The sequence below is a fragment of the Phytoactinopolyspora halotolerans genome (assembly GCF_010550675.1).
Taxonomy (GTDB): domain Bacteria; phylum Actinomycetota; class Actinomycetes; order Jiangellales; family Jiangellaceae; genus Phytoactinopolyspora; species Phytoactinopolyspora halotolerans.
The window spans coordinates 1-15,183 of sequence record NZ_JAAGOA010000020.1 but is presented as its reverse complement, the minus strand read 5'-3'; the positions used below and the strand labels follow the sequence as shown (position 1 = coordinate 15,183).

The following is a 15,183-nucleotide window of genomic DNA, read 5'->3' as shown; positions in this document are numbered from 1 at the left end:
GCGCGCAGGCATAGAGGCGTGGCGACCATCATCGGCCGTCGCGGCAAGGGATCTCGGCCCGAACGCGACCCCGAAGGCCGGATGACCCTGACCGAGCATCTGCGAGAGCTTCGCTCGCGGCTGTTCAAGTCAGCCCTGGCCGTGCTGCTGTTCGGCATCATCGGGTTCGTCTTCCATGAGCAGATCATGGAGTTCCTGCTGGATCCGATGCTTGAGGCGGCGGAACGGACGGGAGCCGACGCGCGCCCCACCTATCAGCAAGCGACTGACCCGTTGATCGTCCCGATGACGATCGCGATGTGGACCGGTGTGATGCTGGGCGCGCCGGTCTGGATCTACCAGATCTGGGGATTCATCACCCCGGCGCTTTACGCGAACGAGAAGAAGTGGGCGCTGGCGGTCGTCGGCGCCGCCGTTCCGATGTTCGCCGCCGGCGTGGTGCTCGCGTTGTGGGTGATGCCCAAAGCCTGGGAGTTCCTGCTCAATTTCACCCCGGATGACATCAGCAACTACATCACATTCCGGGACTATCTGAGTTTCGTCCTCCGGCTGACGCTGGTCTTCGGTGTCGGCTTCCTGTTGCCGATCTTCATCGTCCTGCTCAACGCGGTGGGCGTGCTGCGGCATGAGACGCTCTCGTCGGCGCGGCGCTGGGTGATCGTCGGGATCTTCGTCTTCGGCGCGGTGGCCACGCCGACCGGCGACCCGGTGACGCTGATGCTGCTGGCGACGCCGATGTGGTTGCTGTTCGAGGCAGCGGTGCTGATCTGCCGGATCTGGGACCGGCGGCGGGACAGCGACCCGATCGCCAACCTCAGCCCGGACGAGGCGACCCCTGACGATGCACTGGACAGAATCGGCCGCGTCGACGATGAGGACGACAGCTGACGCCGCCGTGCGCGGTGTGTCTGCGTCGACCCGGATGTGACCGGTAGCCTGGGCGGTATGAGTTCGCCCGCGGAGCGGTACGCGGCGCACCGACGCCGGTTGGCCTACCGCGAGTCGTCGCTCGGTCGTTTCCGCTCCAACTACGACTTCGATCTCGACGAGTTCCAGGTACGCGCGTGCGAGTCGCTGGAGGCCGGTCGCGGGGTGCTGGTGGCGGCGCCGACCGGCTCTGGCAAGACCGTCGTGGGGGAGTTCGCGGTCCATCTGGCGCTGGAAGAGGGCCGCAAGTGCTTCTACACCACACCGATCAAGGCGCTGTCGAACCAGAAGTTCCATGACCTGGTCGAACGGCATGGCGCAGCGTCGGTCGGGTTGCTGACCGGGGACAACACGGTCAACGGCGAGGCGCCGATCGTCGTGATGACCACCGAAGTCCTGCGGAACATGCTCTACGCCGGCTCGCCCACGCTGGCCGGCCTCGGGTATGCGGTCATGGACGAGGTGCACTACCTCGCCGACGTGTTCCGCGGCGCGGTATGGGAAGAGGTGATCATCAACCTCCCCGAGTCGGTGAGCGTGGTGGCGCTGTCGGCGACCGTCTCCAACGCCGAGGAGTTCGGCGAGTGGCTGACGACGGTGCGCGGCGACACCGACGTGGTGGTGGAGGAGCGCCGGCCGGTCCCGCTGTGGCAGCACGCTATGGTCGGCTCCCGGATGATGGACTTGTTCGCGCAGGCCGGCGAGGGCGCTGAAGGCAAGCGAGCCGTCAACCCGCAGCTGCTGCGGTACACGCGGGAAGAACAGTTCCGCCGTCCGGGCGGCCGTCGGCGCAGCGGCACCCGGGGTGGAAACGGTCGCGGCGGAGACGGACGCGGCGCGAACGGCCGAGGGCCGAGGCCGACCGGCTCCGCATATACCCCCAGCCGGGTCGAGGTGCTGGACCGGCTGGAGCGTAGCTCGCTGTTGCCGGCGATCATCTTCGTCTTCAGCCGGGCAGGCTGTGACGCGGCGGTCCAGCAGTGCCTGAGCGCCGGGATCCGCCTCACCGACGCCGCCGAGCGAGACCAGATCCGGGAGATCGTGGAGCGGCGCTGCTCCGAGATCCCGGCCGAAGACCTGCGTGTGCTCGGCTACGACGGATGGCTGGACGGCCTCGAGCGCGGCATCGCCGCGCACCACGCCGGGATGCTGCCGACATTCAAGGAGACGGTCGAGGAGCTGTTCGTGCGTGGGCTGCTGCGTGCGGTGTTCGCTACCGAGACGCTTGCGCTGGGCATCAACATGCCGGCCCGCTGCGTCGTGCTGGAGCGGCTGGTCAAATGGAACGGGGAGAGCCACGCTGAGATCACCCCGGGGGAATACACGCAGCTCACCGGCCGTGCGGGCCGCCGAGGCATCGACATCGAGGGCCACGCCGTGGTGCTCTGGCAGCCCGGCTTCGACCCGATGAGCGTGGCCGGGCTGGCATCGACCCGGACGTACCCGCTGCGCTCGTCGTTCCGGCCGTCGTACAACATGGCGGTCAACCTGGTGGACCGGGTGGGCCGGGCCACGGCGCGGGAGATCCTGGAGTCCTCGTTCGCGCAGTTCCAGGCGGACCAGGCAGTGGTGGGGCTGGCGCGGCAGTTGCGCCGCAGCGAAGAAGCGTTGGAAGGCTACCGGGAGGCGATGACCTGCCACCTCGGTGACTTCGAGGAGTATGCCGGGATCCGCCAGGCGATCAAGGACCGGGAGAACGAGCTGGCCCGCGAGGGCACCATCCAGCGCCGGGCGGCAGCCGCGACGTCGCTGGAGAAGCTGCGGATGGGTGACGTGATCCGGGTGCCGGCCGGTAAGTTCGCCGGTCTGGCTGTCGTGCTGGATCCGGGCATGCCCGGCGGCTCGACTCGGGGCGAGGGGCCGCGCCCGACGGTGCTGACCGAGAGCCGCCAGGTTCGCCGGCTGTCGCTGACGGACTTCCCGGACCCGGTGGAATCCCTGACCCGGATGCGGATCCCGCGCTCGTTCAATCCGAAGGTGCCCGCGTCCCGGCGCGACCTGGCCGCCGCTCTGCGGGAGAACGCGCCGGACGACGTGGACCGGCGGAGCAAGCCGAGCCGGCGCCGCAGTGGGCGCGGCTCGGACGGGGACGACGAGCGGCTGGCACGGTTGCGGCGAGAGATGCGCGCGCACCCCTGCCATGGCTGCGCGGATCGGGAGGAGCACGCCCGCTGGGCACAGCGCTGGTACAAGCTGCGCCGGGAGGCGGCACAGCTGTCCCGGCGGATCGAGTCCCGGACCAACACCATCGCCCGGCAGTTCGACCGGGTCTGCGCGGTGCTGGATACGCTGGGCTACCTCGACGGAGACAGCGCCACCGAGGCGGGAAAGCGGCTGGCGCGGTTGTACGGGGAGCTCGATCTGCTGGCCGCCGAGTGCCTGCGTGAGGGGATCTGGGACGGGCTGGACCCGGCGGAACTGGCGGCGTGTGTCTCGGCGCTGACGTTCGAGTCACGTCAGCCCGACGACGCGGGGCGGCCGGCGTTGCCGGGAGGCCAGGTGCGCGACGCGCTGGGTGAGACCGTCAGACTGTGGGGCCGTCTGGAAGACGTGGAGGCCGATCACGGGGTGGACTTCCTGCGCGAGCCCGACCTGGGATTCGCCGCCGCCGCGTGGCGCTGGGCCAGCGGCCACCGGCTGGAGGCGGTCCTCGAAGAGGCCGGCCTGGCCGCGGGCGACTTCGTCCGAGCGGTCCGGCAGTTGCTGGATCTGCTGGATCAGGTCGGCGACGCCGCGACCAATCCGGAGCTGCGCAAGACCGCGCGGCTGGCGGTCAGCTCACTGCGACGCGGCGTCGTCGCCTACGACATGATCGCCTGACTACCCCATCCCCACCGCGCCTTTGCAATGCACACATATACGCAACGTTGCGTATATGTGTGCATTGCAAAGGCGGCGACACAGGCTCCGGTCAGGCGGGCTCTCCGGCCTGATCTTGGGCGGTGAGGGCCGACAGGACCCGGTTCATAGAGCCGCCGAGCCCCCAGCGTTCGGTGAGCGCGTCCAGCACGAGCCGATCGGCGGGTGCGCCCGGCAGCGCGAAATCGATGTCCGGGATCGGCACATCGGTCCGGACGGCCACCACGTCCCCGGCGACGCGCAGATAGTCGTCGGCATCGAGCAGTTTCCGTCGCACGGTCGGGGAGAGGTCAGAGCCGGGGTCGTGCGCGGCCGCTACCAAGTTCTCGATGTCATCGAACCGGTTGATCAGCGTTGCGGCCGTCTTGTCGCCGACGCCCGCGACGCCGGGCAGCCCGTCGCTCGGGTCCCCGCGCAGCGTGGCGAAGGCTGCATAGGCCGAGCCGGGGATGCCGTACTTGGCCGTCACCACCGACTCGTCCACCACCTCATGTTTGCCGACGCCGCGCGCGGTGTACAGGATTCGGACCTCGCGGTCGTCGTTCACCAGCTGGAACAGGTCACGGTCACCCGTCACCACATCTACCGGACCGGTGTGTGCCACCGCGAGCGTGCCGATGACGTCGTCGGCCTCGAAACCGGGCACACCCACGTGGGCGATGCCCAGCGCATCGAGCACCTCGACGATGATCGGCACCTGGGCGGCGAGGGTCGGCGGTACCGTCTCGGCTCCCGTCGCCGCGTCGGCGAGCCTGTGCTCCTTGTATGACGGCAGCAGCTCCACCCGGAAGGCGGGCCGCCAATCGGCGTCGAGGCAGGCCAGCAACTGGTCGGGCCGGTAGTCGGTCACCAGGCGGGCGATGAAGTCGAGTAGGCCGCGGACGGCGTTGACCGGGGTCCCATCCGGAGCAGTGATCTTCTCCGGAATGCCGAAGAATGCGCGGAAGTACAGCGACGCGGTATCGAGAAGCATGAGCCGGTTCACACGGACAGCTTGCCACGGATCGGCTCCGCTGCCGACATCCCATGCAGCCTGGGGCGGTACCAGCTCATACCGATGCCGGGCGTGACGATCGGGCGACCGTCGCGCCCTGTCGGCGGTGGAAGGCGCCGGGCCCGGGGCGGGGTGTGCTTGGCGCCGGGACGTTCGGAGTAGGCTCGCCCCTGTGCACGATGTGTTCAACAACCGCCTGGCCAGGGCGCGTGCGGCGGCCGACGCGGCCGGGATCGACGCGCTGCTCATCACTCCCGGATCGGACCTGCGGTACCTGACCGGATACGCGGCGTTGCCGTTGGAACGGTTGACCTGTCTGGTGCTACCGGTCGACGGGGAGGTCGTGCTCGTCGTCCCCGAGCTCGAGGCGCCGGCAGCGCGGGCTTCCGCGGCCGGTGAATCGCAGCTACGAATCGAGCCGTGGGCGGAGACGGACGACCCGGTGGCGCTGGTGGCGCGGATGCTGCCGCAAGCGCGCCGCGTGGCACTGGATGATCACATGTGGGCGGAGAAGGTGCTCCGTTTCCGGGTGGCGATGCCGGCCACGGAGCAGGTCGTCGCGGGCTCCGTCCTGTCCGGGCTACGGATCGTCAAGGACTCCGCCGAACTGGACGCGCTGCGCGCCGCTGCGGAGGCGATCGACCGGGTGCACGCACGCGTGCCGGAGTGGCTCAAATCGGGGCGCACTGAGCGAGAAGTCGGACGCGACATCGCCGACGCGATCATCGCTGAGGGCCACGAATCGGTGGACTTCGTCATTGTCGCGGCGGGGCCGAACGGAGCCAGCCCTCATCATGAGACCGGTGAGCGGCTCATCCGGGCGGGCGACCCGGTGGTCGTCGACATCGGCGGCACCACGGCGGCCGGATACTGCTCCGATGAGACGCGCACCTACGTCATCGGTGAGCCACCGGCCGGCTTCGTCACCGAGTACGGCGCGCTCAAGCAGGCGCAGGAGGCCGCCGTGGCGCAGGTCAGGCCAGGGGTGAGCGCGGAATCCGTGGATGCGGCGGCACGGGACGTGCTGCGCGAGGCCGGGCTGGGGGAGTACTTCGTCCACCGGACCGGTCACGGAATCGGGCTGGACACGCATGAAGACCCGTACATCGTGGCAGGGAACGCACGTCCGCTGGAGCCGGGGATGGCGTTCTCGATCGAGCCCGGGTTCTACCTGCCGGACCGGTACGGCGCGCGGATCGAGGACATCGTGGTGGTCACCGACGACGGCGTCGAGCGGCTGAACCGCCGCCCGCGTGAGCTGACCATCATCGAGCCGTGATGGCGGGTGAATCTGTGATGGCGGGTGAACCAGCGAGAGCTGCCGCGCTGTGATGGCCGGCAACCCGGGGACGACCGGACACCGCGTTGTCGCGCACACGGCGGACATGCAGGTTCAGGCATGGGCGCCGAGCGTCGGTGAGTGCCTGGCTGAGGCGGCGAAAGGGCTCGTGCACAGCTTCGCGGACATCCCGGCGGTTACGGACGTCTCGGAGGCTCCGGACGACGCCGACGACGCCGCGGTGCGGCAGCTGGACATCCCGGCGGCCGCTCCGGCCGACCAGCTCGTGACCTTGCTCGACGAGGTGATCTATCGGATGGACGCGCACGGCGAGTTGCCACGCGACGTCACCGCGGAGCCGTCCGCCGGCGGTGGACTGCATGTCCGGTTCCAGATGGTCGACACGACCACGGTTGACACGGTGGGTGCGGTCCCGAAGGCGGTGTCGCTGCACGAGCTCAGCTGTACCGAAGACGACGACGGCTGGGTGTGCTCGGTCACCATCGACGTCTAGCCGGCCTGCCGACGCCTAGCCGGCGACCGCCGCGGTCTAGCCGGTCAGCCGTTCAGCCCTTCAGCACGCCGATGGGCACCAACCGCGCCACCAGCGCTGCCAGCCCGGCCCGTTCGCTCACGGTCACCACCTCGGATACGTCCTTGTATGCCGTGGGCGCCTCTTCCGCCAGGCCTTTCCACGATGTACCGCGCACCGCGACGCCGCCGGCCTCCATCTGGTCACGGAGCGTGCGGCCATTCACCGCCTTGGCCGCCTGGTTCCTGCTCTGCACCCGTCCCGCGCCGTGGCAGGTGGAGTAGAACGCGCCGCCGCCCGGCACGCCGGCCAGTACGTATGACGATGTCCCCATAGTCCCCGGGATCAGGACCGGCTGACCTACCGTGGCAAGATCACCTGGCAGCTCGGGATGCGCCGGCGGAAGCGCCCGGGTGGCTCCCTTGCGGTGTACGCACAGCTCGCGCTCCCGGCCGTCGATCTGGTGCCGTTCGAGCTTGGCCAGGTTGTGCGACACGTCGTACACGAGCTCCACGTCCGTGCCGGCCACGGCGTGGAAGGCGCGCCGGACGGATTCACCGAGCAGGTGCCGGTTGGCCCGGCCGTAGTTCGCCGCGGCCGCCATCGCACCCATGTAGGCACGTCCCTCCGACGAATCGACCGGCACACAGGCGAGCTGCCGGTCCGGCACCGTGATGCCGTACCGGCCCATGGTCCGCTCCATGGTGCGGACGTGATCGGTGCACACCTGGTGCCCGAGCCCGCGTGAACCGCAGTGGATCATCACACACACCTGGCCGGCGCGGAGCCCGAAGGCCGCGGCGATGCGCTCGTCGTGAACCTCGTCGACAACTTGGACCTCCAGGAAGTGGTTTCCGGAGCCCAGGCTGCCCAGCTGGTCGCGGCCGCGCTCGATGGCCCGCGCACTGACGTGCTCGGGCTGGGCGTCGGCGACGCCACCACCGTCCTCACACCGGTCCAGATCGCGTCGGACACCGTGGCCGAGCTCGACCAGGTAGCGGGCGCCGCTCTCCAGCACGCCGCGCAGGTGTCTTCCAGAGTCTCGCGCCGGCCACACGGCGCCCTTGCCGAGTCCGCGCGGCGTACCTTCGTCGAGCCGGTCCATCAGGTCGTTCAGCACCGGTGGCGGCATTCGGTCGCGGGTGAGGTCAGCCGCCAGCAGCCTGACCCCACACGAGATGTCGAACCCGACGCCGCCCGGCGACACCACTCCGCCGTCGGTGACGTCGGTGGCGGCGACGCCCCCGATGGGGAAGCCGTACCCCCAGTGGATGTCCGGCATGGCATATGACGCCTCGACGATTCCCGGCAGGGTAGCCACGTTCGCCACCTGTTCGAGTGACTTGTCGGCACGGGCATCGGGGATCAGCGCCCGCGAGGCGAAGACGACGCCGGGCACGCGCATGTCACCGTGCCGCTCGACACGGAAGCGGTACGGGCGCTCCTCAACGATGTCCATTCCGGCCTCTCTACCACAGGATGGCGCTGCGGCACGGGGAGATGCCAGCCGGTTCGACGGCGCGGCGCGGGGAGTTCGTTACGGCACCGCGCCGTCCTCTCAGGCCGCGACGCCGACGGCTGTCCGAACGGCATTCGGCTCCTCAACGGCGGCGAGGATCGCGTGTGCGAGGTCCGCGCGCGCAATCCGGTAGCCGCCGCGCACATTCAGGCCCAGCCGAGTACGGTACTCGCCGGTGAACGGCCGGCCGGTGAGCATCGGGGGCCGCAACGTCGTCCAGTCCAGAGCGCTGCTCTGCAGAATGCGCTCCATCTCGAGCGCATCGGCGATCGAGCGACGCAGCATGATCCTGAGCATCGGCTTGACGAACAGGCGGGTGAACGGGCCGTCGCCGGCGGTGTGTGCGGCCGCCACGCTGACCGTGACCAACCGGCGGGGACCGGCGTCGTACATCGCTTCCACGATTGCCCGGGTGCCGTCCGCGCAGACGGTGGCAGGTCCGCCTCGTGTGGGGCCCAGCGTGGACAGGACGGCATTGTGTTCCCGCAGATGCGGCGCCAGACCGCCCGGGTCCATGATGTCGGCCTCGACCGTGGTCAAACGCTCGTGCCGCACGTCGGCCAGTTTCTCCGGATGCCGGACCGGTGCGGTGACGGTGTATCCGCGATCCAACGCTTGCTGAACGAGATGCCGGCCGGTGCGCCCGGTTGCTCCGATGATGACGAGTTTCATGCGTCTCCTCGAAATAGCGGTGGCTATGCCCTTGACAGGGGTGAGTGAATACTTACCAACTACTAGGATGGTGAACGCTTACTAACCTGTCAAGGAGGGCCACGTGACGACACGCGATCGCATCTTGGACGCAGCGGCGCAGATCATGCGCGGCGATGGCATCGCACGCGCGACCACCAAGGAGATCGCGAGTCGCGCAGGTTTCTCCGAAGCGACGCTCTACAAGCATTTCCCGGATAAAGTGGCGATCTTCACTGCCGTGCTGAACGAGCGTCTGCCGGATCTGGGTAGTGTGCTGCAGGGCCTGCCGGAGCGGGTGGGAAAGGGCAGCGTCGAGGAGAATCTGCGTGACGTGGCCGCTGCTGCGTTGCGCTTCTATGAACAAGGCTTCCCGATGGCGATGGGGCTGTTCAGCGAGCGCCGGTTGCTCGCGGCCTACCGCGACGGCCTGCAGCGACACGGTGCCGGCCCACGACACGTCAATCTCGCCTTGCGTACGTATCTGGAATCGGAGCGCCAGCACGGTCGGGTACGGCCGGACGTCGATGTGGACGCGGCAGCAGCGCTGCTGCTCGGCGCATGCTTCCAGGATGCCTTCTACCGTCACTTCTACGACGAGTCGGCGGACGAACCGGCGGAGCGTGCTCGGTCGCTTGCCCGGACCGTCGTCGCCGGGCTCGTCGTCCCTGCGGCCGGCGACGATGGTTCCACCGGCGATGGGCGGTGACCGGCAGCGGAGGCGACGGAGGGGAAAATCAGTTGTCCGTACCGCTACCGGTCTGCTGAACTTGCTGCGCACTGGTAACTGGCCGAGTCGACGACAGCAGGAGTGGTAATGCGCCGGACGTTCATGTCTACCCAGACCCGATCCGTACTTCACGCAGGGGACATGACGTTTGGCACGCACACTGAACCTGGGAATCCTGGCCCATGTCGACGCCGGTAAGACCAGCCTGACCGAGCGGCTGCTTTATGCGGCCGGTGTCATCGACACGATCGGCAGCGTCGATGACGGCAACACCACCACCGACTCGCTCGCGCTGGAGCGGCAGCGGGGCATCACCATCAAGTCCGCCGTCGTCTCGTTCACCCTCGACGACGTCACGGTCAATCTGATCGACACCCCCGGTCACCCGGACTTCATCGCCGAGGTAGAACGAGTACTGAATGTACTCGACGGCGCCGTCCTGGTCGTCTCCGCGGTCGAAGGCGTGCAACCGCAGACCCGGGTGTTGATGCGGACGCTGCAGCGCCTTCGCGTACCCACGTTGATCTTCGTGAATAAGATCGACCGGACCGGTGCCCGCGACGACGGCGTGTTGCGCGAGGTGTCCGAGCGGCTGTCTACCGCGATCGCACCGCTTGTCGCCGTGGACCGCATCGGCACCAGGGACGCCGCCACGCGGCCGTTCGATCCCACGGACCAAGGGTTCAACATCCGGTTGCTCGAGCTGCTCGCAGAGAACGACGACGCGCTGCTGACCGCATACGTCAACGGAACCGACGTTGCGCACGGCCGGTTGCGCCGCGCTCTCGCGAGACATACCGCGCAGAGCTTGGTGTATCCGGTGCTGTTCGGCTCGGCGATCACCGGGGCCGGGATAGAGCCGTTGACAGCGGCCATCCGAGAGCTGTTGCCGGCCGTCGTCGGAGATCACGAGGCGGACGTCGCTGCGAAGGTGTTCAAGGTCGAACGCGGCCCGCGAGGGGAAAAGGTGGCCTATGTCCGGATGCATACCGGCGCCGTGCGGACGCGGGAACGCGTGCGGTTCGGCGACGGCAGCGCCGAGGCGAAGGTCACCAGAATCACGGTCTTCCACCAAGGCAAGGAGATCGAGCGTTCCTGCGTACGGGCAGGCCAGATCGGCAAGCTCTGGGGCCTGAACGACGTTCAGGTGGGCGACGCGGTCGGCGCAGGGCACACGGCTAGGGACGAACACTATTTCGCCCCGCCGTCGCTGGAGGCCGTCGTCGTGCCTGTCGACGGCGTGGACCGGGGCGCTGTGCACTCGGCACTCGCGCAGCTGGCTGAGCAGGACCCGCTGATCGACGTGCGGCAGGATGATCTCCGGCAGGAGATATCGGTCTCCCTCTATGGAGAGGTGCAGAAGGAAGTCATTCAAGCGACCCTCGCGGACGAGTTCGGCCTGGCGGTGTCGTTCCGTGAGACCACCACCATCTGCATCGAGCGTCCTGTGAGCAGGGGGTGGGCGGTCGAGACGATCTACGTCGAGCCCAACCCGTTCCTCGCCACGGTCGGGCTGCGTGTCGAGCCTGCACCGGTGGGCGCCGGCGTCACCTTCGGCATCGAGTTCGAGCTAGGAGCGTTGCCTCCGGCGTTCCTGAAAGCGGTCGAGGACACGGTGTATGAGACGTTGCGTGAGGGCCTGCACGGGTGGGAGGTGACCGACTGCCGGGTGACCATGACCCACTCCGGCTACGCACCCCGGCAGAGCCATGCACACCAGGGTTTCGACAAGAGCATGTCGAGCACCGGTGCGGACTTCCGGCTGCTCACTCCGCTGGTGCTGATGGCAGCGCTGAAAGAGGCGGGTACCGGGGTCTTCGAGCCGATGCATCGGTTCCGGCTGGAGTCTCCGCGCGATGTCTACGGCAGCCTGGCGCCGGCGCTGGCGAGCCTGGGAGCGATCCCGCGGCAGCAGGAGGCTAGGGGAGAGGCGTATGTGATCGATGGGCACATCCCCGCCGCACGCGTGCACACCTTGCAGCAGCGCCTACCAGCCCTGACGCGTGGCGAGGCGGTGTTGGAGACAGCGTTCGATCACTATGCGCCGGTGCGGGCGCCGGTACCGGAACGGGCGCGCATCGGGGTGAACCCGCTGGACCGACAGGCCTACTTGCTGCACACGACGCGTCGTGTCTAGGCAGGCGTCGTGTCAGCGGTGAGGGCGTCCAGCGCCATGTCGACGTCGTCACTGGTGTTGTAGAGATGGAACGACGCGCGGAGCCGGCCGCCGCGCACCGCAGCTCGTACCCCTGCCGCCTCCAGACGTCGCTCCGCATCCGGAACGTCGGCCGAGACGATGGCCGAATCGCCGGCGTCCATGCCTAAGCCCGCCCGGAACCGGTTGGCCAGCGCGACGTCGTGCGCGTGGATCGAGTCGATCCCGACCTGCTCGACCAGCTCCAGCGCCGGAGCGGTGCCGACCCAGCTGAACCATGCTGGTGAGATATCCAGGGAACGGGCGTCGTCGGCCAGCCGCAGCGGTGGGCCGTAGTAGGAGGCATGCGGGTCCTCGCCCGCCCACCAGCCCGCCTGCGACGGTACCAACGTGCTACGTAGCTCAGGTTTGGTGACCAGGAACGCCGTTCCACGCGGAGAGAGCAGCCACTTGTAGGCGCCGACGACGGTGGCGTCGTAACGGCTCGCGTCCACCGGAAGCCAACCGCACGCTTGGGTCGCGTCGGCGACAGTCACGGCTCCTGCCTCGGCGGCCGCAGCGGTGATCGCGTCGACGTCGGCGACCGCCCCGGTGGCGGATTGGACCAGGCTGAAGGCGATCACACCAGTCTCGGCGGTGACGACGTTCGCGAGGTCCGCCGCCGGTACCGGACGGACATCCAGGCCCCGCCGTTGTTGGACGAGCCACGGAAAGAGGTTCGAGGTGAACTCTTCCTCTGGTACCACCACCTGGGTGCCTTCCGGCATGGAAGATGCGATCACGGCCAGCATCTGCGAGACCTGAGCACCGATGGAGACGTCCGACACCGGCACGTTCACCAGGCGGGCGAACGTCTCCCGGGCGTGTCCGGTCGCCTCGCCCCACCCCTTCCACGACGTACGCCCACACCGCCACTCATGTAGCGCTGTCTGCAAGGCCTCCCATGCAGGCGTGGGCGGGAGCCCGTAACTGGCCGTGTTGAGCCAGCCTGGGTCCGGTGTGAATAGCCTCTGGGCTGCTTCGATGTCCACAAGGCGATCCTCCCACGGACATGCCGGCCACTAACGGACTCGTCACGATTGCACGCCACGCCCAGTTAGTTCAGGAGCGGCGATTCGGCTGAGCGTCTACAGTATGCGCGTGGAGGATATCGACAGGCAGATCGTGTCGCTGCTCCTGCGTGACGGCAGGATGAGCTTCACCGACCTGGGTAAGGCCACCGGATTGTCGACGTCGGCGGTGCATCAGCGCGTCCGCAGACTCGAAGAGCGGGGCGTCATCCGCGGCTACACCGCGGTGGTCGACCACGAGGCGCTGGGCCTGCCGTTGACCGCGTTCATCTCGATCAAGCCCATCGATCCGAGCCAGCCCGACGACTCACCGGACAGGCTCGCCGACATTACCGAGATCGAGGCGTGCTACTCGGTCGCCGGAGACGAGAACTACATCCTTAAGGTGCGCGTCGAGCGGCCGGTGGCTCTCGAGGATCTGCTCGCGCGGATCCGCTCGTCGGCCAATGTGTCGACTCGTACGATGATCGTCCTCTCCACGCCCTACGAGAACCGGCCCACCATCGGCTAGCCCATTCCCGCACACGTCAGCCTGTCAGAAGGGCGGTATTTCGTCGTCTTCGGGGCGGACGCTGAGGCGTTGGGCGGTGGTACTGTTCGTCATGTCAGCGGGTTCCGTAGTGCCCTCACGGTCCGAAGCGTGATCGGCGCTGTCAGCGTTGCGGTTGCCTTGGTCGGCGGTTGCGGTGGTGGCGTGGCGGATGCGGCGTAGTTTCTCGGCCACACGCGCCTTACTGCCGTGCCCGCCGTCGCCGGCATCGTCACTGTCGTCGTTGGTGTGGTGGTCGTTCCTGGTGGTTGCGGGGTGGGGGTTGGGCAGGGTGGGGATGATCGCTGGGGCGCGGTTGGTGTAGCGGTGTCCGAGCGGGCTGTGCCAGATGGTGGTGCCGGTGTCGGGGCGGTGGGCTTTCCAGCCGCCGTCGTGGCGTAGGCGGTGGTCGTGGCGGCATAGGCAGGCCAGGTTGCCCGCGACGGTGAGTCCGCCGAGGCAGAATTCGTGTTCGTGGTCTTGGTCGGTGCGTACGGCGGGCATCCGGCAGGTCGGGTGCGTGCAGCAGCGGTCCCGGATCTGGATGTGTCGGCGCAGCCCCGCCCCAGCGCGACGCCGACGCACCCCCGCGTCCCCGTCGGCACCGTCACCTGTACCGGCGCCATTGGCCGTGCCGATACCGGAACCCGCTCCGTTGCCGGAACCCGCTCCGTTGCCGGAACCCGCTCCGTTGCCGGAACCCGCTCCGTTGCCGGAACCCGCTCCGTTGCCGGAACCCGTACCGGTGCCGGACCCGGGACTCGTACCGGTGCCGGAACCGTTACTCGAACCCGTTTGGGTGCCGGTGGTGGTCTCCCCGGCGGTGGCATCGGTGTGTTGGCGGGCGAGGTCGGTGATGACCGCGGCCCAACGGGCACACTCCTGCACCGTGTGGGCAGGCTCATCCGCCGCCTGGCCGTCGGTGGTGGTGTGGATCAGGGTGGCCAGGCGGGCCAGCATCGAGATGGTGACATGCAGTTCGAGGATGCCGCCGCGGCGGGCATCCCGACGCACCGCTTGCTCGTCGGGTGAGCGGGGCCGGGCGGTGGTGATCCCGGTCTGGATCAACTGTCCGTCGTTGTTGCAGATGGCGAACCGCCACTGCGCGGAGTGCATTCGTGCGGCGATCTGGCGGGCGACGGCGGCGGGGATGAAGTCCCAGGCGGGTATCTCACCGGGGTGCTCGTCCACACCGAGCAGGCTCGCCAACCCGATACGCAACTCCGGCACCGACCAACCACCCACACCAGGGCGCGACGATGACGCACCTGCACCATCCGCATCAGCCGAGGCTGTGTTGTCGTCGGTGGGAGAGCTGGTCGCACCGCTACCGGGTGTATCGGTCTGGCCGGCAGGGCCGGTCGTGTCCGCGTCATCGTGAGGATCGCACGTGTTCGTGCTCGTGGTGCGAGCGCTGGAGGAATCATCCTTGCCGCCGCGCTGGCCGGAGTCACGACCTGCGCGGCCGCCGCCAGAGCCAGGACTACCGTCGCCGGCGCCAGGACCGTCGCCGGAGCCGTCGTCACCGGGGTTGTCGTCGTCGGGTGCGTCAGGCCCGCTACCGCCACCCGGAGCGTCGGAACCGCCGTCGCTGTCGTCGGGACCGGGGCTGTCGTCGGAACCGCCAGGGCCGTCGGTGTCGGAACCGCCGTGGCCGTGGTCGTCGTCGGTGCCGTTGTCGGGGTCGTTGCTGGGACGGTTGGAGCCGTTGCTGGTGGGGGAGCCATCGCCGCTGGGACGGTCGGTTCCGCCGCTGGTGTTGGTGTCGGCGGTGTTGCTGGTGGTGGTGTCGTCGGTGAAGGGGTGGTTGAGGATGTGGGTGATGATCTGGTCTTCGTCGAGATCTTCCAGACTCCCGTCGAGCATGCCCAGGAACAGATCGACCCGGATGTGGTCGAT

At 68.5% G+C, this 15,183-nt stretch carries 11 protein-coding genes and 1 pseudogene; 7 read left to right on the top strand and 5 right to left on the bottom strand.

From position 1 onward, the window contains the following. The first annotated feature begins 18 nt into the window (after nucleotides 1-18). Together tatC and G1H10_RS23675 are read left to right on the top strand one after the other, a co-directional pair. Nucleotides 19-888 (top strand): twin-arginine translocase subunit TatC, encoded by an 870-nt coding sequence (tatC, locus tag G1H10_RS23680; protein WP_163742550.1) that lies wholly within the window; start codon nucleotides 19-21, stop codon nucleotides 886-888. A gap of 57 nt (nucleotides 889-945) precedes the next feature. Next, entirely contained in the window at nucleotides 946-3,747 is a 2,802-nt protein-coding gene (locus G1H10_RS23675) for a DEAD/DEAH box helicase (protein ID WP_163742548.1), read from the top strand. Between the two features lie 91 nt (nucleotides 3,748-3,838). On the opposite strand, the gene G1H10_RS23670 is transcribed toward G1H10_RS23675, so the two are convergent. Beyond that, entirely contained in the window at nucleotides 3,839-4,759 is a 921-nt protein-coding gene (locus G1H10_RS23670) for a 5'-3' exonuclease (RefSeq protein ID WP_163742778.1), read from the bottom strand. Between the two features lie 193 nt (nucleotides 4,760-4,952). Between G1H10_RS23670 and G1H10_RS23665 the strand changes: the two genes are divergently transcribed. Both G1H10_RS23665 and G1H10_RS23660 read left to right on the top strand, forming a co-directional pair. Next, complete coding sequence (locus G1H10_RS23665; protein WP_163742545.1) at nucleotides 4,953-6,059, top strand: M24 family metallopeptidase; 1,107 nt, start codon at nucleotides 4,953-4,955, stop codon at nucleotides 6,057-6,059. Between the two features lie 52 nt (nucleotides 6,060-6,111). Next, entirely contained in the window at nucleotides 6,112-6,573 is a 462-nt protein-coding gene (locus G1H10_RS23660; RefSeq protein ID WP_163742542.1) for an archease, read from the top strand. A 52-nt stretch (nucleotides 6,574-6,625) separates the two neighbouring features. On the opposite strand, the gene G1H10_RS23655 is transcribed toward G1H10_RS23660, so the two are convergent. Together G1H10_RS23655 and G1H10_RS23650 are read right to left on the bottom strand one after the other, a co-directional pair. Continuing rightward, nucleotides 6,626-8,050: an RtcB family protein gene (locus G1H10_RS23655; protein WP_163742540.1), complete on the bottom strand. Its 1,425-nt coding sequence runs from the start codon at nucleotides 8,048-8,050 to the stop codon at nucleotides 6,626-6,628. A gap of 99 nt (nucleotides 8,051-8,149) precedes the next feature. Beyond that, nucleotides 8,150-8,782 (bottom strand): NAD(P)-dependent oxidoreductase, encoded by a 633-nt coding sequence (locus tag G1H10_RS23650; RefSeq protein WP_163742537.1) that lies wholly within the window; start codon nucleotides 8,780-8,782, stop codon nucleotides 8,150-8,152. Nucleotides 8,783-8,885: 103 nt separating this feature from the next. Between G1H10_RS23650 and G1H10_RS23645 the strand changes: the two genes are divergently transcribed. Next, nucleotides 8,886-9,509 (top strand): TetR/AcrR family transcriptional regulator, encoded by a 624-nt coding sequence (locus G1H10_RS23645; RefSeq protein WP_163742534.1) that lies wholly within the window; start codon nucleotides 8,886-8,888, stop codon nucleotides 9,507-9,509. Nucleotides 9,510-9,678: 169 nt separating this feature from the next. Then, nucleotides 9,679-11,667, top strand: a complete 1,989-nt coding sequence (locus G1H10_RS23640; RefSeq protein ID WP_174264611.1) for an elongation factor G — start codon at nucleotides 9,679-9,681, stop codon at nucleotides 11,665-11,667. On the opposite strand, the gene G1H10_RS23635 is transcribed toward G1H10_RS23640, so the two are convergent. Beyond that, entirely contained in the window at nucleotides 11,664-12,716 is a 1,053-nt protein-coding gene (locus tag G1H10_RS23635; protein ID WP_163742531.1) for an aminotransferase class V-fold PLP-dependent enzyme, read from the bottom strand. The two genes, G1H10_RS23640 and G1H10_RS23635, sit on opposite strands and share 4 nt — an antisense overlap. 109 nt (nucleotides 12,717-12,825) lie before the next feature. On the opposite strand from G1H10_RS23635, the gene G1H10_RS23630 reads away from it, so the two are divergent. Further along, on the top strand, nucleotides 12,826-13,266 hold the full coding sequence (locus G1H10_RS23630) for an Lrp/AsnC family transcriptional regulator (protein ID WP_312856633.1): 441 nt from the start codon (nucleotides 12,826-12,828) through the stop codon (nucleotides 13,264-13,266). A gap of 24 nt (nucleotides 13,267-13,290) precedes the next feature. On the opposite strand, the pseudogene G1H10_RS23625 reads toward G1H10_RS23630, so the two are convergent. Beyond that, nucleotides 13,291-15,183 (bottom strand): annotated as a pseudogene (locus G1H10_RS23625) (HNH endonuclease); the annotation flags it as partial.